Source organism: Steroidobacter denitrificans, assembly GCF_001579945.1.
In the GTDB taxonomy this organism is placed as follows: Bacteria; Pseudomonadota; Gammaproteobacteria; order Steroidobacterales; family Steroidobacteraceae; genus Steroidobacter; species Steroidobacter denitrificans.
This window is the reverse complement of sequence record NZ_CP011971.1, coordinates 2,085,091-2,104,467: the sequence shown is the minus strand read 5'-3', so window position 1 is coordinate 2,104,467 and position 19,377 is coordinate 2,085,091. Positions and strand designations below refer to the sequence as shown.

Genomic DNA, 19,377 nt, shown 5'->3' with positions numbered 1-19,377 from the left:
GGGGTCATCGGTCAGGATTCAGGCGTCGTTATCGAGCGCTTTGTGCAGGCCGAGCGAGAGGCGCCCGAGCGCTTCCTCGCTCAGCGGACGGCCGGATTCATCGGCGACATAGAACACGTCCTCGGCGCGTTCCCCGACCGTCATGATCTTCGAGGCATGCACGTCGATGTGCTGCGCCATGAAGACACGCGCCACCCTGGACAGCAGTCCAGGGCGGTCACCCGCGATGAGTTCGAGGATCGTACGCTGGTTGTCCGGATCCTCGCTGAAAGAAATCTGGGTCGGAGTCGAGAACATCCGTACCTGACGCGGTGTGCGGCGATTGACGGGCGCATCGTCATCGTCGCGCCTTTCCAGGGCGCGAGTCAGTTTTTGTTCGATGTCCAGGATTCGAGCCGTATCGGTGATCGCCGCGCCGGTATCCTCCAGGACGTGGTAGACGTCCAGGCTGAAGCCGTCCGCCATGGGGGTGATGCGCGCATCGACGATGTTCAGTCCGAGCTGGTCGAGTTGGGCCGTCGTGCGGGCGAAGCTGTGCTGCGATTGCGGCGTATAGGTCGAGATGCCGGTGCCGCCGCGCCCGGACTGCTGTTGTACCGATATCAGGGCGCTGGTGTCTCCGGCGGCACGTCCAGCCAGCATGCGCGTGTGCCAGATGATTTCCCCGGGGGTGTGGCGCAGGAAGTAGGCGTCCGTGAAGTGCCGCCATACCGATTGCAGGATGGCCTCATCCAGGTTCTCCCGGGCGGCCAGTTCATGGGCGCGCGCCTGTATCTCGGCGATCAACTCTTCCTGATCGATCGGGCGTTCCAGTCCACGCCGCAGCGCCTGGCGTACGCGTTCATAGAACTCAGCGAACAGCGATGCCTTCCAGTTGTTCCACAGCTTCGGGTTGGTGCCGCGTATGTCGGCGACGGTCAGCACGTATAAGTAGTCCAGGTGCGTCTGGTCGCCGACCAGGCGCGCGAATTCATGAACCACATGGGGAGCGGAAATATCCTTCTTTTGCGCGGTCACCGACAGGACCAGATGATGGCGCACCAGCCAGGCGACCAGGCGGGCATCATATCGGGACAGCCCCTGCTCCAGGCAGAAGGCTTCCGCATCGACCGCTCCGAGCTCGGAATGATCGCCGCCGCGGCCCTTGGCGATGTCATGGAACAGCGCCGCCATGTAGGCCAGCTCGGGTTGTTCGAGCGACTGCATGACCCGCGAGAGCTGCGGCAGCTCATGATCGTATTTAGGCATCGCCATGCGCCGCAGGTTGCTCACCACGAACAAGGTGTGGGCATCGACCGTATAGGCATGGAACAGGTCATACTGCATGCGGCCGACGATACGGCCGAAGGTGGGGATATAGCGGCCCAGTACGCCATACAGATTCATGCGTCGCAGTTCGTGCGTCACACCTGTCGGCGCGCTGAGGACCTCGAAAAACAGCCGGTGATTTCTCGGATGCTGACGGAATTCTTCGTCGATCAGCCATAGATGCCGTGTCACCTGCCGCACGGTCTGGGCGCACACACCGTGAATTTCCGGATGCTGCCCGGTGATCACGAACAGTTCCAGCAGTGCCGACGGATAGCGGTCGAAGACATCCTCGCTGCTGATCTCCAGAAAATCGTTGCGGATCTGGAAGCGTGCGTTGACGGGCCGAGGTGCGCTGTTGGGAGCGGAGAGGATCGCCTCACGAAACAGCTGCAGCAGCATTTCGTTCAGCAGGCTCACATCCATGGCCGTGCGATAATAGCGCTGCATGAACTGCTCGACCGCCAGGGTGTAGGTGGCATCCTCGTAGCCGAACATGGCCGCCAGCCGGATCTGATGATCGAACAGCAGCCGGTCCTCGCGCCGGTTGGTCAGCACATGCAGCGCAAAGCGAACTTTCCACAAGAAAGCCTGGGCGGTCTTCAGTTTGCGCAGTTCGGCGCGAGTCAGAAAACCATGATCGACCAGTTCATCGAGGGATTCCGCGCCGAAATGCCGCTTGGCGACCCAGCCGATCGTCTGGATGTCGCGCAACCCGCCGGGGCTGGATTTGACATTCGGTTCCAGATTGTAGGCGGTGTCGTGGTAGCGGCGATGCCTGCCCGCCTGCTCGGCGACTTTTGCTTCAAAGAACTCGCGAGTCGGCCATACCCGTGCCGGCGCCAACGCACGCCGCATGGCCTCGAACAGAGCTTGCGGGCCGGTCAGGAGACGCGCCTCGATCAAGGTCGTCGCCACGCTGACGTCGGCGGCGCATTCGCGCTGGCAATCGTCGATCGTGCGCACGCTGTGGCCGATCTCCAGCCCGATGTCCCAGGTGAAGGCCAGGAATTGCTCGATGCGCGACTGCCAGGGCCAGGCCGCGCTCTTGGGCATCAGGATCATCAGGTCGATGTCCGAGCACAGGTTCAGCTCGCCGCGGCCATAGCCACCCACCGCGATCAACGCCACTTCCTGGGCGTACTCCCCGACATGCAGTGTCCAGGCGCTTTTCAGCAGGGTGTCGACGAGGCAGGCACGGTCGCGCACCAGCCGTTCCACCGGTTCGTCGTCGCCGAAACGCTTCTTGAGCCGCTCGGCGCCTTCCTGCAGCGCCTGGCGAAAGGCCGCTACGTTCCGGGCCGGCGCCGCCGTGAGCGATTGCAGCGAGGCGAGGTAGTCCCAGGGAGGGTCACCGCAGGCGGGGACCGGATCTTCCAGGTCCTCGGGAGTGACGGCGGGCATGCAGGAGAAGAACTGCGGCTACGACTGCTCACGCTCGGCCGCGCCGAGCGTGAGCACTTCGTAGCCGGCGTCGGTGACGAGCACGGTATGCTCCCACTGCGCCGACAAAGAATGATCCTTGGTAATGACCGTCCAGCCGTCCGGCAGCAGGCGCACATGGCGTTTGCCCACATTCAGCATGGGCTCGACCGTAAAAATCATGCCTGGCCGCAGTTCCATACCCTGGCCGCGTTGTCCATAGTGCAGCACTTGCGGATCCTCATGAAAGGCGCGGCCGATACCGTGCCCGCAATACTCCCGCACGACGCTCAGGTGCCGGGGTTCGGCAAATGCCTGGATCGCCGCGCCGATATCGCCGAGGTGCGCGCCCGGGCGGATCTCGCGGATACCCAGCCACATCGCCTCCCGAGTCAGGTCCACCAGCCGCTGGGCGGCCTGGGATACCTTGCCGAGGGTATACATGCGGCTGGTGTCGCCGTGCCAGCCGTCCTTGATGACCGTGACGTCGATATTGATGATATCGCCGGATTTCAGGCGCTTGTCCGGGCTGGGAATGCCATGGCAGACCACGTGATTGATGGAGGTGCAGATCGACTTGGGAAACCCTCGATAGCCGAGCGTCGCAGGGACGGCCTGCTGCACCCCGACGATATAGTCGTGGCAGCGGGTGTTCAGCTCTTCCGTCGTCACGCCCGGGACGATATGGGGCGTGATCATATCCAGGACGTCGGCTGCCAGGCGTCCGGCGAGGCGCATTTGCTCCTGTTCGGTATCGGTCTTGATCATCGTCTCCAACAGGGTTCTTGGGCGAGAGACGATTGCCGGGTCGTTCACCGGTGAGCCCGCCGGTGCGTCTGCGCCGGTTCGAATTTCACCTGCCCGGGCCGCAACGGCTTGGGATTCCTGCTCGGCGGGCAAGGCGCCGGACCGGCGCGAGAGAGATTTCAGCAGATCGCGCATCAGCTATCGGCCCACCCCGGCGGGCCGCTGCCGTCCGACTCAAAAAACTTTTGGATGATCATGGAGTTCATGGTATAAAGCGCGCGCTTTTTTCGCAATGAATTCTCACTTCATCAACTCTCACACCTGACCGGCACATGCGACGGGGTGCCCACCCTGGAATGCGCGGTTCGAACGCGCGAATCCGGACGGGTCGTCGCATGGGGCGGGTGGAGGCTCAACCCCTGCAAGGAGATTTTCTCATGGCCAGCATGTCCATGCGGCAGATGCTGGAAGCGGGTGTCCATTTCGGACACCAGACCCGCTTCTGGAACCCCAAGATGGCGCCTTACATCTTCGGGGAACGCAATCGCATCCATATCATCAATCTGGAAAAATCCCTGCCGCTGTACAACGAGGCCGCGGCTTTCATTCGCCAGGTCGCCGCCGACGGCGGACGGATTCTTTTCGTCGGCACCAAGCGCTCGGCGCGCGAAGCCGTTCGGGAAGCGGCGAATCGCTGCGGCATGCCCCATGTCAGCCATCGCTGGCTGGGCGGTATGCTGACGAACTTCAAGACCGTGCGTCAGTCCATCAAGCGCCTGATGACGCTGGACGAGATGGCCAGCAACGGCCTGCTCGAGCAGCACAGCAAACGCGAAGCACAGGGCCTGCGCCGCGAGCGCGAAAAGCTCGAGCGCAGCCTGGGCGGCATCAAGGCCATGGAATCCCTGCCCGACGTGTTGTTCGTGATCGACGTCGGCCACGAGCGCATTGCGATCCACGAAGCAAGGAAGTTGGGCATTCCAGTCGTTGCGATCGTCGACACGAACTGCATGCCCGACGATGTGGACTACGTCGTACCGGGCAACGATGATGCCATGCGCGCCATCCAACTGTACGCCGAAGGCATGGCGGATGCCGTGCTGGAGGGCCGTTCGGCACTGCCGGAAGTGCCGGCGGGCGAGGATGAATTTGTCGAGCTCGACGAGGAAGGTCGGCCCAGGGCCAAGCCGGGTGCCCCGGCACGCCGTGCCGCGCCGGCCAGGACCGCCGCCGTGAAAAAGAAAACGCCGACGCGCCGCAAGACGCCGGAACTGGCGGTCGGTGAGCCGGTCGAGGCGGTCGTGGCGGCGGAAGTCGATGACGTCGAGGCGGATGTCTCGCCGGAAGAGTTCATGGCGCGGCGCCAGGCGGCGCTGGCCAAGCACAAGCCGGCCGCCGCGGCAGCTGAGGCCGCGGCAGCTGAGAGCGTCCCCGCGGCTCCGGCCGGCGGTGATGCGGGAGCGGAGTGATCCATGGCCGTTACAGCTGAAGCGGTGAAGTTGCTGCGCGAACGCACCGGCGCAGGAATGATGGAATGCAAGAGAGCGCTGGTCGAAACCCAGGGCGATCTCGATGCCGCGGCCGAGATGATGCGCAAGGCCGGCCTGGCGAAAGCCGACAAGAAAGCCTCGCGGATCGCTGCCGAAGGCGTCATCGCCATCGAACGCTCCACGGACGGCAAATGTGCCGCCATCGTCGAGGTCAACTGCGAGACGGACTTCGTCGCCCGCGAGAACGACTTCATCCAGTTCGCCGCGGCCGTTGCCCGCGCGGCGCTGGCGAGCCGGCCGGCGGATCTGGAGGCGCTCGCGGCACTGCCCGTCGACGGCGGGTCCTCGATCGAAGATACGCGCCGGGCGCTGATCGCGAAGATCGGTGAGAACATGAGCGTGCGCCGTTTCGAACTGGTGGAGGCGGCGATCGTCGGCAGCTATCTGCACGGTACGCGTATCGGCGCGCTGGTCGCCATGAAGAGCGGCGATGACGCCGTGGCCAAGGACATTGCCATGCACGTGGCGGCGACCAATCCGCTGCGCGTTTCCGCCGCCGAAGTACCCGCCGAGGATATCGCCCGTGAACGGGACATCTTTGCCGGACAGGCACGCAACGACCCCAAGAGCGCAGGCAAGCCCCAGGAGATCGTCGACAAGATCGTCGAGGGCAAGGTGCGCAAGTGGCTCGGCGAGATCACCTTGCTCGGCCAGCCTTTCGTGAAGGATGACAAGCAGACGGTCGAACAATACCTGCGCAACGCGGGCGGAGAAGTCGCATCGATCGTGCGCTACGAGGTGGGTGCCGGCATCGAGAAAAAACAGGAGGACTTCGCCGAGGAAGTCCGCAAACAGGTGGAAAGCGCGAAGTCGACGCCCTAGCGGCTCACGGGGCCGGCGGACGGCGCCTCGGAAGAGCGACCTTGCGAGCCGCAACCGATATGAAGAACCCCGCCGCGGCGGGGTTCTTCATATAATGACGGGGATACCATGGCGCAATGATTCACAGGTCGGGCGGGCATTCACGATGAGCACTACGGTCCAGGCAGGACAGACCGGTACGCAGCCGAGCAAGGGATCGCGGTCGGGATCCGCAGGGGGCGCGGGACTGCAGCGCATTCTGCTCAAACTGTCCGGCGAGGCGCTGATGGGGGAGGCGGATTACGGCATCGATCCCAAGATGCTCAAGCGTATCGCCTTGGAGATCCGCGAGGTCACCCGCCTGGGCATGCAAGTGGCCGTCGTCATCGGCGGGGGTAATATTTTTCGCGGTGCCGGCCTGGCCCGCGTCGGCATGGACCGGGTCACGGGCGATCACATGGGCATGCTGGCCACGGTGATGAATTCCCTGGCGATGCAGGATGCTCTCGAGGCCCTGGGTTCATATGTGCGAGTGATGTCCGCGATCCGCATCAACGAGGTATGCGAGGAATATATTCGCCGCCGCGCCGTACGGCATCTGGAAAAAGGCCGGGTCACCATCATGGCGGCAGGAACCGGCAATCCTTTCTTTACCACCGATACCGCGGCGAGCCTGCGGGCGATCGAGATCAATGCCGATCTGTTGCTGAAAGCGACCAAGGTGAACGGCATCTATTCCGATGATCCCATGCGCAATCCGGCCGCCACACGCTACTCGCGCCTGACTTTCGATCAGGTGCTGGCCGATCGTCTCGATGTCATGGATGCCACCGCGATCGTCATGTGCCGCGACAACGATCTGCCGCTGCGAGTGTTCGACCTGACGGCGCCAGGGGAATTGCTGCGCATCGTGCGCGGCGAGGATGTCGGCACGCTCGTCACCAACGCCTGAACGCCCTCACCGAACGCCCCCACCGAACGCCCCGGGAGAACAGTCATGCTGGATGACATCAAGAAAGACGCTGCGGAGCGCATGCAGAAGTGCGTGACCTCCCTGCGCAACGAACTGAAGCGCCTGCGTACCGGCCGGGCCCACACCAGCCTGCTCGAGCATATCCGGGTGGACTACTACGGCAGCGACGTTCCGCTGACACAGGTCGCCAATATCGCACTGGAGGACGCGCGGACGCTGACGGTCACGCCGTGGGAGAAGACCATGGTGCAGGCCATCGAAAAAGCCATCATGAAATCGGACCTGGGATTGATGCCGGCGACCGCGGGCACGGTCATTCGCGTGCCCATGCCGCCGTTGACCGAGGAGCGCCGCCGCGATCTGGCCAAGGTCGTGCGCCACGAGGCGGAGAATGCTCGCGTTGCCGTACGTAACGTACGCCGGGACGTGATGAGCGATCTCAAGGAAATGGAAAAAGAGAAGCTGCTGTCGCAGGATGATGAACGGCGAGCCCAGGAAGATGTACAAAAATTGACCGACAAGCACATCGCCGAGATCGAGCAGGTTCTGGAAGAGAAAGAAAAAGAACTGATGCAGGTTTGAAGGCTCGCACTTCCGCTCGCCTCCCTCCCCGAGGATTCTCATGACGAATTCCGGCCGAAACAGCTCACCGAGGCAGATCCTCCCAGCGCTCGAAGCAGCGGATCCCGTACGGTGACTGGCAGGACACGCGCGCTACCGCGGCATATAGCGGTCATCATGGACGGCAACGGCCGCTGGGCCGCGGCACGCGCCTTGCCTCGCCCCGCCGGTCATCACATGGGGGTGCGGGCGGTCAAGCGGATCGTCGAGAACTGCGCTCGACGCGGCGTCGAGGTACTCACCCTGTTCGCGTTTTCGAGTGAGAACTGGCAACGGCCGCGGGACGAAGTCTCCATGCTGATGAGGCGTTTTCTCGAAGCGCTGGATCAGGAAGTCGAACAACTGCATCGCAACGATATCCGCCTGTGTTTTGTCGGTGATGCGCAGCAGTTGAATGCCGGACTGCGCGAGCGCATGGCGGCGGCGGCGGCACTGACGGCCGGCAACCGGCGCATGATCCTGGTCGTCGCGATCGCCTACGGAGGACGCTGGGATATCACCCAGGCGGCCAGATCGCTGGCGCGCCGCTGCGTGGCCGGCGAATTGGCGATCGAGGCGATCGATGAGGATTGCCTGGAGGCACAACTGGCATTGCACGGACTGCCGGATCCGGACTTGTTGATCCGTACCGGCGGAGAACGGCGTATCAGCAATTTCCTGTTGTGGAATCTGGCTTATACGGAACTGTATTTTTGCGACACGCTCTGGCCGGATTTCGACGAACAGGAACTGGATGCCGCGATCGAATACTTTGGCGGGCGCCAGCGGCGTTTCGGACGTGTTCCCGGACCCTCCGTCCGCCGTGCGGACGAGCACCCCTAGATGCTGCGCCAACGCGTCATCACGGCCCTGATCCTGGGACCCGCGGCTGTCCTGGCGATCCTGTTTCTGCCGCAGATGATATTGATGGCGGTACTGGCGGCGGCAGTGCTGGCCGGCGCATGGGAATGGTCCGTGTTTCCCGGCTTCACGCGGCATTCAGCTCGATGGGCCTATGTAGGCTGCATCGCCGTCTGTCTGGCAGCCGCGTGGTGGTGGCTGGACCGCGGCGGAGCGCTGCACGGGCTGTTGTACGTCACGCTGGCGTGGTGGCTGCTTGCCTTGATCTGGGTGGTCGTGGCGCCGCGCCGCGTGAACCGGCTCAGCGCCGGGGTCGCCGGACTGTTCGTGCTGGTACCCGCCTGGCTGGCACTGGTTCGCTTGCATGCGATGGCGCCTGCATTGATGTTGTTTCTACTGCTGCTGGCGGTGTCCGCCGATATCGGCGCCTATTTCGTCGGCCGCCGCTATGGGCGCCATAAGCTGGCTCCGCAGGTCAGTCCGGGTAAGACCTGGGAAGGCGTGTGCGGCGGGTTGCTGGCCTCTGCAGGGATGGCGGCGATCGGCGTGGCATGGTTCTCGGCGGATCCCGGCTTGACGAATCCGGCCGGGTTCATCGGCCTGTGCGTGGCGGTGGTGGCGGCCTCGATCATCGGAGATCTGACTGAAAGCATGTTCAAGCGGCACGCCGGATTGAAGGATAGCGGAACCTTGCTGCCGGGACACGGAGGCGTCCTGGATCGCATCGACAGCATCACGGCGGCCGCACCCATGTTCCTGCTGGGATTGGAACGGCTGGGGCTGTTGCTCAAGTGAAGCCGAATCGCATCCTGTCCACCGTACCGGAGCCGGCCGATCCAGCGGAGCCCATCGGCGTCGCCGTGTTGGGATCGACGGGCAGCATCGGCGTACATACGCTGGACGTGCTGGGGCGGCATCGTGACCGCTATCGTGTCGTGGCGCTGGCGGCGAACAGCAATGTCGAGCGTCTGCGCCAGCAATGCCTGATGTATCGGCCGCGCTTTGCGGTAGTGGTCGATGCCGCCGCCGCCGATGTCCTGGCGCAGACGCTGCGTGCTGCAGGTTCCGGCACCCAGGTGCTGCAGGGCGCCCAGGCGCTGATCCAGATCGCGGCGCATGAGGATGTCGGGATCGTCATGGCCGCCATCGTGGGCGCAGCGGGGCTGGCGTCCAGCTTGGCCGCGGCACGCGCCGGCAAGCGCATCCTACTGGCGAACAAGGAGGCGCTGGTCATGTCCGGCCCTCTGTTCATGCAGGCGGTGCGTGAAGGCGGCGCCACCCTGGTACCGGTGGACAGCGAGCACAATGCCATCTTTCAATGCATGGCCGGCGGGTTGCCGGGCTCGGGGCGGGCACCGCAAGGGGTACGCCGGGTTCTCTTGACGGCTTCCGGCGGACCTTTTTTGCGCACCCCGGTCCGGGCGCTGCGCACGGTCACGCCCGAGCAGGCCTGCGCACATCCCCGCTGGGTCATGGGCCGCAAAATTTCGGTGGATTCTGCGACTCTGATGAACAAGGGGCTGGAACTGATCGAAGCCTGTCTGCTGTTCGACCTGCCGCCCGCGCAGATCGAGATCGTCGTGCATCCGCAGAGCATCGTGCACTCGCTGGTCGAATACGTGGACGGCTCGGTGCTGGCGCAGATGGGCAATCCCGACATGCGCACCCCGATCGCTCACGCGCTGGGGTGGCCGTCACGGCTGGCCTCCGGTGTAGAATCCCTGGATATCCTGCGAGCGGCGCCGCTGGATTTCGAGGCACCGGACCTCGAGCGCTTTCCGAGTCTGCGGCTGGCGCGGGCGGTGGCGGAGGCTGGAGGCACCACGCCGGCGGCGCTCAATGCAGCCAATGAGATCGCCGTGGGAGCTTTCCTGGAGCGGCGCCTCGCGTTCATGGATATCCCGGTGGTGGTCGAGACGGTCCTGGAACGCCATGATGAGGCAGCGGCGCATTCGCTCGACGACGTGTTGGCCGCCGACGCCTGGGCACGGCGCGAGGCGCAGGCCGCGGTGATCGCCGCGGCAGGAGTAAGTGCATGATATCGACCGATAGTCCGCTGGAATTTTTGATCGCGATCGTCACGTTCGTGGTGGCGATCGGCGTGCTCGTGGCGGTGCATGAGTTCGGACATTTCTGGGCCGCTCGCCGCCTGGGGATCCGGGTACTGCGATTCTCGATCGGCTTCGGCAGGCCGCTGTGGAAACGCGTCCATGGCCGGGATGCGGTCGAGTACGTCGTGGCGGCGATTCCGCTGGGCGGTTACGTGAAGATGCTGGACGAGCGCGAGGGTGATGTCGCGCCGCATGAATTGCCGCGAACATTCAATCGTCAGCCTGTCTGGAAGCGCATCATCGTGCTGCTCGCCGGCCCGGCGTCCAATCTGATCTTCGCAATACTGCTGTACTGGGTGCTGTTCGCGGCGGGCGTGCCTGGACTCAGGCCGATCGTGGGGGTCGTGGCGCCGGATTCCATCGCCGCGCGCGCCGACCTGCGCGAAGAAGACGAGATCCTGGCGGTTGCAGGAACACCCACGCCGACCCTGGAGGCCGTCGGGCTGCGCATCCTCGAGGACTTGATCGACGACGGTACGATTCGTTTGCGGGTTCGCGGCAAGGCAGGCGAGGAGCGCACGCTCACGCTGTATGCGGGGGATCGCAGCCGCGAACTGACCCAGCCCGGCGCGCTGCTGGCTGGACTGGGATTCGACATTTGGCGTCCGCGCGTGGCGGCGATCGTCGGGCGGGTCATGCCGGGAAGCGCAGGGGAGCGCGCCGGCTTGCGCGAGGGCGACGAAATCCTGGCGTTCGACGGCGAGCCGGTCGGCGACTTTGCAGCCCTGGTCGGACTGGTCGAACCCGGTATGGGCCGGACCGTCGAACTCGAACTGCGCCGGGATGGCCGGATCCTGGAACTGCCGATCACCATCGGCGAGGACTTCGTGGCCGGCCGACCGGTCGGGCGTATCGGCATTGCGCCGGCCAACCAGCTGTTGCCCAGCGAAAGCGGCCTGACGGTACAGGATATGCTCGCCGTGCAAAAATATGGGATGCTGGCGGCGGTTAGGCAGGCGGCGGCGAAGACCTGGGATACCTCCCTGTTCACGCTGCGCATCATCGGGCGCATGGTGACCGGCAACGTATCGCTGAAAGCGATTTCCGGCCCGATCAGTATCGCCGAAACGACAGGTTATGCCGCGCGTCAGGGCTGGCGTATTTTCCTGAGTACCTTGGCACTGATCAGTATCAGCCTGGGCGTGCTGAATCTGTTGCCGATACCGATTCTGGACGGCGGACAGATCGTCTACCAACTCGCGGAACTGGTGAAGGGGCGACCGGTCTCAGAGCGTGCACAGCTGCTAGGTCAGCAGATCGGCATCATGATGCTGATACTGGTGATGAGCCTGGCCTTTTATAACGATATCGCAAGACATTTGAACTAAGGCGCCGCATGCGTTTGAGAGCCATCATCCACGCGACGCTGGCGGTCGCCGCCTCGGGCGCGTGTGCCGACAGCACGCTTGCGCAAAGCATCGTTGCCGGTCCGGAGCAGATATCAGGCCAGACATCCGGCCAAATATCCGGCCAAATATCCGACCAGGGATCTGCGGCGCCCGCCGCGCCGCTTCCCGCGGCGCCCGGTTTCGTCGTGGGAGACATCCGCATCGAGGGTCTGCAGCGTATTTCGGAAGGTACGGTCTATAACTACCTGCCGGTCAATATCGGTGATCGGTTGGATGAGCGCCGTATCGCCGAAGCCTTGCGAGCGATGTACGCGACCGGATTTTTTCGCGACGTGGAGATTCGCCGCGACGGCGGCACCCTGGTGATCGCGGTTCTCGAACGGCCTTCGATCGAAAGCTTCGAGATCAAGGGCAACAAGGATATCAAGACCGAGGACTTGCAGAAGTCCTTGCGCAACGTGGGATTGGCGACCGGCAAGACCTTCGACCAGTCGGTGCTCGATGAGGTCAAGCAGTACCTCACGGACCAGTATTTCTCCCGGGGCAAGTATGCCGTGCGCATCGATACGACGGTCGAGGAGGTTCCGGGCAACAAGGTGAAACTGACGATCGATGTAAACGAAGGCAAGCGTGCGCGCATTCGCCAGATCAATATCGCCGGCAATACTGCCTTTGACGACAAGGAGCTCCTGGAACAGTTCGAACTGCGAACCCCGTACTGGCTCTCCTGGTACAAACAGAACGATCGCTATGCGCGCGAGGCTCTGTCGGGCGATCTGGAGAAGCTGCGCTCCTACTACATGGATCGCGGCTATGCCAACTTCGGCGTAACCTCCACACAGGTGGCGATCGCACCGGAGAAGGACGACATATTCATCACGATCAACGTGCATGAAGGCGATGTATTCCGGATTTCGGACATCAAGATCGCCGGTAACACGGTCGTGCCGGAATCAGAGCTGCGTCGGTTGATTTTCATCAAGCCCGGCGACACTTATTCTTTGCGCCAGATCACCAGCTCCAGCGAGGCCATGAAGCTGCGCCTGGGCGTGGATGGCTACGCGTTCGCGACGATCGATCCGGTGCCTCAGGGCGATCCGGAAACCAAGGAGATCTCGCTGACCTTTGTCGTCGATCCTCACAGCCGGGTGTATGTGCGGCGCGTGAACTTCAACGGCACCAGCGGCGTGAACGACGAAGTCTTCCGGCGCGAAATGCGCCAGCTGGAAGGCGCCTACCTGTCCAATGCGGCGGTGGAGCGCTCCAAGGTGCGTATTCAACGGCTGCCTTTCATCCAGAAGGTGGATGTGGAGACGGCTCAGGTGCCGGGCGCAGCCGACCTGGTGGACGTGAACTTCCAGATTGAAGAGGGATTGCCGGGCCAGTTCGGCGGCGGCGTGGGCTATTCCGAATCCCAGTCCGTCATCCTGAACGGCAACTTCGTGCATTCGAATTTCATGGGCACGGGCAATCGGATCGCTGCGGAAATCAATTCAGGCCGCTACGCGAAGTCCTTCAGCTTCTCGCACACCGATCGCTATACCACGATCGATGAAATGCAGCGCTCCGTTTCCCTGGGCTATCGTGACGTGACGCAGTTCACTTCCGCAGCCTCGGATTTCAGTACCGAGACGATTACTCTGGGGCTGAATTATGATTGGCCGATTACCGAATTCCAGTATCTGGGCATCGGCGTATCGGCTCAGCGCGCCGAACTGGCGACCACGGAAGGCGGCAGCGCCATGGAGGCGGTCGATTGGGTGCGCAACAACGGCAATCCGCGTTCACGCTGCATCGAATATGTGACGATCGACGGTGACTGCGACGACGAGTACGACTACGAGGTGGTCAGCAGCAAGTTCGACACCTTCGAGCTGAACCTGGGCTGGCGTTACGATTCGCGCAATCGGGCGATTTTCGCCACGCGCGGGGCGCGGCATCGCTTCAACGTGGGCTATACGCTGCCCGGCAGCGAGGTGGAGTTCTGGACGACGTCCTATGACTATCTGCAGTTCGTACCGGTCTGGCGCGGCCTCACCTTGATGTTCAATTTCGAGGCGGCTTACGGCAGGGCGCTGGGTGATGCCACGGCGTTGCCGCCGTATCGCCAGTTTTTTGCCGGCGGCCCGGACTCGGTACGCGGCTACCGCGAGTCGCGCCTGGGACCCAAGGACAGCTTCGGCCGGCCCTACGGCGGCAACATGAAGCTCGTGGCACAGACCGAATTGCTGCTGCCGATGCCCGATAAATGGGCCAACAGCGCCCGTTTCAGCCTGTTCTTCGATATCGGCAACGTATTCTCCGACCAGCACATCAATTTTCTCGGTGCCGATCAGACGATCGACAGCGATGGGAACCGGGTCGGCACCCCGGTGGATTACAAGTTCAGTTATGATGATCTGAAGCAGTCGGCGGGTATCGCCGTGCAATGGCTGGCGCCGCTGGGCGTGTTTCGCTTCAGCTATGCCGTCGCGCTCAATGCCAAGAGCGGCGATGGCATCAAGTATGGAGATGAGCGTGAAGGTTTCCAGTTCTCGATCGGCCAGGCATTTTGAATCCGGGCCATCTGGACTAGGTTATTTCTCAATATCGAACTTCGAGGTCCATCGCTTATGGCACGTTTGAGCAGACTGGGTACGGTCGCATTGATTTCGGCGGTGCTGCTGGCGTCCGGGGGTACCGCGTCCGCGCAGACCAAGATCGCAGTGGTCAATATCCCGCGGCTGCTGGAGGAAGCGCCGCAGGCCAAGCAGGCCATGCAGGCGCTGCAGGACGAGTTCGCTCCCCGTCAGCGCGACATCCTTGCGCAGCAGAAGAATCTGAAGGGAAAGGAGGAAAAACTGCAGCGCGACGGCGCGGTCATGGCCGAGAACGAGCGTCGCAATGCAGAGAAGGAACTGCGGGATGGGCAGCGCGATCTGGCGCGCAAACAGAACGAGTATGTCGAGGATCTGAATCTGCGCCGTAATGAAGAACTCGGTAAGCTGCAGCGTTCGTTGTTGCAGGAGGTGCAGACGTTCGCGCGCTCTTCCAGCTACGATCTGGTGGTCGGCGACGGCGTGTTGTACGTGAACGAATCCCTGGATATCACCCCGCAGGTGCTCAGTGCCTTGCAGGCTCGCTCCGGCGCGGCCAAGCCCGCATCGAAGCCTTGATATCCACCCCGTGCCATCGGCGCGGGCAGTAACCTTCATGATTGGCGCCTCATGACCGAGACGGGTACGAGCCTGGGAGAACTGGCGGTCCGCTTCGGCTGCACGCTCAGAGGCGATCCGGAAGCACGCGTCAGACGCGTGGCTACCTTGGAAAGCGCCGATGCCGATGCGATCAGTTTTCTGGCGGAGGCACGTCATCGCCGCGTCCTGGCATCCACCGGCGTCGGTGCCGTCGTGCTGGAGCCACGCTATGCCGACGAATGTCCGGTGCCGGCACTGCTTTGCTCCAATCCTCGTGCGGTGTATGCACGCATCGCGCAGTGGCTGCATCCTCCCGCAGCGCGTCCGGCAGGCCGTCATCCCAGTGCGATCGTGGATCCATCGGCGAGCATCGATCCCAGTGCATCGATCGGTCCGCATTGCATGGTGGGGCCACGGGTGGTGATCGGGGCGCATGTCGTCCTGGGTCCGGGCTGTATCGTTCTGGACGATGCGCGCATCGGTGCGGATACTCGTCTGGTCGCACGTGTGACCGTGTGCGAGGACGTGCGGCTCGGAAAGCGCTGCCTGCTGCATCCGGGGGCGGTGATCGGTGCCGACGGCTTCGGCCTGGCGCCCGAGCAAGGCGAGTGGATCAAAGTGCCGCAGGTAGGCAGCGTGCGTGTCGGCGACGATGTCGAGATCGGCGCGAATACCACGATCGACCGCGGCGCGATCGAAGATACGGTCATCGAGGATGGGGTGAAGTTGGATAATCAGATCCAGATCGCGCACAACGTACGCATCGGTGCACACACCGTCATCGCCGGTTGCGCCGGAGTGTCGGGCAGTACCACCATCGGGCGGCGCTGCATGGTCGGCGGACAGGTCGGCATCGCCGGACACCTGACCATCTGTGACGATGTGGTGCTGACCGGCCGGTCGTTCGTTTCCAGCAGCATTCATCAGCCAGGCTATTATTCGAGCGGCTTGCCGGTGGAGCCCACCAGCCGCTTTCGACGGAATGCCGCGCGGTTCTATCAACTGGATGAACTGGCGCGCACCGTGCGCAAACTGCGTTCGCGATTTCAGGATGCACCCACGGATCTTCCGGATGATGCGGTTCGCGCCACGCCCCGTGGATCACCGGCCGTATCGTCCCAGGAATCCTCGCCGGAATCATCGCATCGACCGCTCTTCGAACCGCCGCCGGAGCCGCCCGCTGCTCCCTCTGCGGGCGCGGGAGCCGATCCCAAGGGCAGGAAGCGAAATCGTATCGCCCGTCGCCGCCGATGAACGGTTCCGATGGCCGGAGCCTTGGCCCCTCCGGCTCAACGATCAGACACGAGGTCATAATGTCAGAAGCCTTGACGTCAGAAGTCTTGACCATGGATATCCAGGAAGTGATGCGGCGTCTACCGCATCGCTATCCTTTCCTGCTGGTCGATCGAGTGCTGGAATGCCGACCGGGCGTGAGCATCCGTGCGCTCAAGAACGTGACTTTCAATGAACCGTTCTTTACCGGCCACTTCCCCAATCGTCCCGTGTTTCCGGGAGTCATCATTCTGGAGGCGCTGGCCCAGGCCGCGGGCATCCTGGGTTTCGTCACCGCCGGAATCTATCCGGATGGACAGAGCCAGCTGTATTTCGTAGGTGTCGACAAGTCGCGTTTCCGGCGTCCCGTGGTGCCGGGCGACTCGCTGATTCTCCAGGCGAAGCTGGAGCGCTCATTGCGCGGCATCTGGAAATTTTCCACGATAGCCGATGTCGACGGCGAGGAAGTCGCCAGCGCGGAAATCATGATCGCTTTGGGTTCCTGAAGGCGCCGTTCGCGAAATATCGAGACAGCTACATGCCGATCCATTCGACTGCATTGATCGCCCCGGACGCCGAACTGGCGGAGGGAGTCGAGGTCGGAGCCTACACGGTGATCGGTGCCGGCGTGAAGATCGGCGCGGGAACCTGGATCGGCGCACATGTCGTGATCGACGGTCCCACGACGATCGGCTGCGATAACAGGATTTTCCAGTTTGCCTCGATCGGCGCGGCGCCGCAGGATCTGATGTACCGCGGCGAGCCGACACGCCTGGAAATCGGCGATCGCAATTGTTTTCGCGAAAACTGCACGATCAACCGCGGCACGACCAAGGACCGGCTGGTCACCTGCATCGCCAATGACAATCTGTTCATGGCGGGGGCGCATGTGGGACACGATTGCGTTATCGGTTCGCATTGCGTGTTCGCGAACTATGCGACTCTGGGCGGGCATGTCGAGTTAGGCGACTGGGTGCACATGGGCGGGTTCTCCGGTGTGCATCAGTTCTGCAAGGTCGGACCGCATGCATTCATCGCCAACAATACGGCGGTCACGCGGGACGTGCCGCCGTTCGTGATGGCGGTCGGACGTCCGGCCGAGCCGCATAGCGTCAATGCCGAAGGACTGAAGCGGCGCGGCTATACGCCGGAGCAGATCCGCAACATCAAGGATGCCTACAAGATCCTTTATCGCTCGAAACTCAAGTTGTCCCAGGCGAGCGCCGAACTCGTACAGCGCAGCGCCCGCCAGCCGGAGCTCCTGCCCCTGGTGGACTTCCTGAACGACTCCACGCCCCGGCGTGAGCGGGTCGGAATCGTTCGGTGAACACAGGTTCCCCCGGCCTCGACAGGCACCTCTGCGACCGTGTCCAGTAGGGCAGCGCCGTTCATCGTTCTGGTGGCCGGCGAGGCCTCCGGCGACAACCTCGGAGCCCAGCTGATCGATGCCTTGCGCGCCAGGCTGCCGCAGGCCCGCTTCGCCGGCATTGCCGGACCGCGGATGATTGCGGCTGGCTGCGAGCCCTGGGAACGCGCCGAGGAACTGGCCCTGATGGGGCTGTTCGAGATCGTTCCGCATTTGCCGCGCCTGCTGCGTATCCGCCGCAGGCTGCGGGCACGTGTGCTGGAGCAGCGCCCCGACGTATACATCGGCGTGGACGCCAAGGAGTTCAATCTTCGCCTGGCACCGGTCATCAAGGCGCATGGCATCCCCACCGTCCAGTATGTCAGCCCGCAGGTATGGGCCTGGCGTCAGGGCCGGGTACGCACGATCGGACGCGCCGTGGATCTCATCCTGTGCCTGCTGCCGTTCGAGAAGCCATTCTATGACGCGCATGGTGTACCCGCGGTTTTCGTCGGTCATCCACTGGCCGACCGGATTCCCCTGCATCTGGACCCTTACGAGGCGCGCGATGCGCTGGGATTGGTCCGGCAGCAAATTTGCATCGGTCTTTTGCCGGGCAGCCGGCGAGGGGAGGTGGCACGTCTGGCACCGCCCTTCGCGGCGACCGTCAAGTGGCTGCTGGAGCGAAGGCCACAGCTGCAGTTCATCGCGGCGCCGGCGAATGAACCGGCCCGCCGGATCCTGACCGCCGCACTGGCCGAGGCTGGCGTGGCGGAGCGGGTGCGCCTGGCGGACGGGCAGGCCCAGCAGGTGATGGCCGCCGCGGATGTGCTGCTGCTGGCGTCCGGCACGGCCACCCTGGAGGCTGCTTTGGTGAAGCGACCGATGGTCGTGGCCTATCGCCTGGGCTGGCCGACCAGCTTTTTGCTCAAGACCTTGCAGCTTTTCAGGGCTCCTTTCTTTGCTCAGCCCAACCTGTTGGCGGGCCGGCAGATCGTTCCCGAGTACTTCAACCGGCAAGTGCGCGCGGAGGTGCTCGGACCGGCCCTGCTGGCACAGCTCGAGCGTGCGGATCGCGAGCAGCTGATGCAAACTTTCACAGACATGCACGGCATGCTGCGGCGTGACGCGAGCGCCAGCGCGGCGGCGGCGATCGTTGCGCTGATCGATGATGGGACCGAGTGCGAGGCGCACGGGGAACGGCGGGCATGAACTCTCAATGGGCGCTGGATCGGGCTCGCGAGGGGCTGCTGGCCGGTGTCGATGAGGCCGGCCGTGGTCCGCTCGCCGGACCGGTCGTAGCGGCGGCGGTGATCCTCGATCCGCGCCGGCGTATTCGTGGCATCCGTGACTCGAAGCAGCTCGGCGAGCAGGCACGCCGGCATCTGGCCGGCAAGATACGCAGCGTGGCGCTGGCCTGGTCGGTGGCGTGGGCCGATGTCGAGGAAATCGATACGCTCAATATCCTGGAGGCGACCCATCTGGCGATGCGACGGGCGCTGCTGGGGCTACGGGTGCGTCCGGCACATGTAAAGGTCGACGGTAACCGTTGTCCGTCGTTTGCGGGTCTGGCGCTGGGTTGCAGCTTCGAGGCGATCGTCGGCGGCGATCGGCTGGAGCAATGCATCAGCGCGGCTTCCATTCTTGCGAAATCCACCCGCGATCACATGATGACGGCTCTGGATACGATTTATCCGCATTACGGATTGGCAAAGCACAAGGGCTACGGTACCGCAATGCATTATCGCGCACTGGCGCGCTGGGGCGCGAGTCCGATACACCGGCGCAGTTTCGCGCCTGTCAGGCTTGCTCTGGAGGGAAGACCCGCGAGTTGGCCTGGCGCCTGAGATTCGCTCGCAAGG

General features: G+C 63.4%; 16 protein-coding genes and 1 pseudogene. 15 read left to right on the top strand and 2 right to left on the bottom strand.

The genetic code is table 11. The features are described from left to right. Window positions 1-18: 18 nt before the first annotated feature. Together glnD and map are read right to left on the bottom strand one after the other, a co-directional pair. On the bottom strand, window positions 19-2,712 hold the full coding sequence (gene glnD / locus ACG33_RS09690; protein WP_066920746.1) for a [protein-PII] uridylyltransferase: 2,694 nt from the start codon (window positions 2,710-2,712) through the stop codon (window positions 19-21). Between the two features lie 18 nt (window positions 2,713-2,730). Then, entirely contained in the window at window positions 2,731-3,507 is a 777-nt protein-coding gene (gene map / locus ACG33_RS09685) for a type I methionyl aminopeptidase (RefSeq protein WP_157071859.1), read from the bottom strand. A gap of 407 nt (window positions 3,508-3,914) precedes the next feature. On the opposite strand from map, the pseudogene rpsB reads away from it, so the two are divergent. The 15 genes and pseudogenes from rpsB to rnhB form a co-directional block, all read left to right on the top strand. Further along, window positions 3,915-4,688, top strand: a pseudogene (gene rpsB / locus ACG33_RS09680) (30S ribosomal protein S2); the annotation flags it as partial. Window positions 4,689-4,949: 261 nt separating this feature from the next. After that, window positions 4,950-5,849 (top strand): translation elongation factor Ts, encoded by a 900-nt coding sequence (gene tsf, locus ACG33_RS09675; protein WP_066920742.1) that lies wholly within the window; start codon window positions 4,950-4,952, stop codon window positions 5,847-5,849. A 265-nt stretch (window positions 5,850-6,114) separates the two neighbouring features. Then, window positions 6,115-6,780, top strand: a complete 666-nt coding sequence (gene pyrH, locus ACG33_RS09670; RefSeq protein ID WP_237392724.1) for a UMP kinase — start codon at window positions 6,115-6,117, stop codon at window positions 6,778-6,780. A 45-nt stretch (window positions 6,781-6,825) separates the two neighbouring features. Continuing rightward, a complete protein-coding gene (gene frr, locus ACG33_RS09665) occupies window positions 6,826-7,383 on the top strand; it encodes a ribosome recycling factor (protein WP_066920739.1) in 558 nt (185 codons plus the stop codon). Window positions 7,384-7,539: 156 nt separating this feature from the next. After that, a complete protein-coding gene (gene uppS / locus ACG33_RS09660; protein ID WP_083536677.1) occupies window positions 7,540-8,244 on the top strand; it encodes a polyprenyl diphosphate synthase in 705 nt (234 codons plus the stop codon). After that, window positions 8,245-9,057 carry a phosphatidate cytidylyltransferase gene (locus ACG33_RS09655; protein WP_066920735.1) on the top strand — a complete coding sequence of 271 codons (813 nt, stop codon included), beginning with the start codon at window positions 8,245-8,247 and terminating at the stop codon, window positions 9,055-9,057. It begins immediately after the preceding gene. Continuing rightward, a complete protein-coding gene (gene ispC, locus ACG33_RS09650) occupies window positions 9,054-10,301 on the top strand; it encodes a 1-deoxy-D-xylulose-5-phosphate reductoisomerase (RefSeq protein WP_237392606.1) in 1,248 nt (415 codons plus the stop codon). The genes ACG33_RS09655 and ispC overlap by 4 nt, the downstream gene beginning before the upstream one ends. After that, entirely contained in the window at window positions 10,298-11,701 is a 1,404-nt protein-coding gene (rseP, locus tag ACG33_RS09645; protein WP_066920733.1) for an RIP metalloprotease RseP, read from the top strand. Before ispC ends, rseP begins: the two co-directional genes overlap by 4 nt. Window positions 11,702-11,709: 8 nt before the next feature. Next, entirely contained in the window at window positions 11,710-14,277 is a 2,568-nt protein-coding gene (gene bamA / locus ACG33_RS09640; RefSeq protein ID WP_066920731.1) for an outer membrane protein assembly factor BamA, read from the top strand. A gap of 57 nt (window positions 14,278-14,334) precedes the next feature. After that, a complete protein-coding gene (locus tag ACG33_RS09635) occupies window positions 14,335-14,877 on the top strand; it encodes an OmpH family outer membrane protein (protein WP_066920729.1) in 543 nt (180 codons plus the stop codon). 51 nt (window positions 14,878-14,928) lie between these two features. Beyond that, a complete protein-coding gene (gene lpxD / locus ACG33_RS09630) occupies window positions 14,929-16,152 on the top strand; it encodes a UDP-3-O-(3-hydroxymyristoyl)glucosamine N-acyltransferase (RefSeq protein WP_083536675.1) in 1,224 nt (407 codons plus the stop codon). Window positions 16,153-16,244: 92 nt separating this feature from the next. After that, on the top strand, window positions 16,245-16,676 hold the full coding sequence (gene fabZ, locus ACG33_RS09625; RefSeq protein ID WP_066920727.1) for a 3-hydroxyacyl-ACP dehydratase FabZ: 432 nt from the start codon (window positions 16,245-16,247) through the stop codon (window positions 16,674-16,676). Window positions 16,677-16,708: 32 nt separating this feature from the next. After that, complete coding sequence (lpxA, locus tag ACG33_RS09620; RefSeq protein ID WP_066920725.1) at window positions 16,709-17,497, top strand: acyl-ACP--UDP-N-acetylglucosamine O-acyltransferase; 789 nt, start codon at window positions 16,709-16,711, stop codon at window positions 17,495-17,497. A 39-nt stretch (window positions 17,498-17,536) separates the two neighbouring features. Further along, window positions 17,537-18,727, top strand: coding sequence for a lipid-A-disaccharide synthase (gene lpxB, locus ACG33_RS09615; protein ID WP_066920723.1), 1,191 nt, complete (start codon window positions 17,537-17,539; stop codon window positions 18,725-18,727). Beyond that, window positions 18,724-19,362: a ribonuclease HII gene (gene rnhB, locus ACG33_RS09610; protein WP_066920721.1), complete on the top strand. Its 639-nt coding sequence runs from the start codon at window positions 18,724-18,726 to the stop codon at window positions 19,360-19,362. The genes lpxB and rnhB overlap by 4 nt, the downstream gene beginning before the upstream one ends. The last annotated feature ends 15 nt before the right edge of the window (window positions 19,363-19,377 follow it).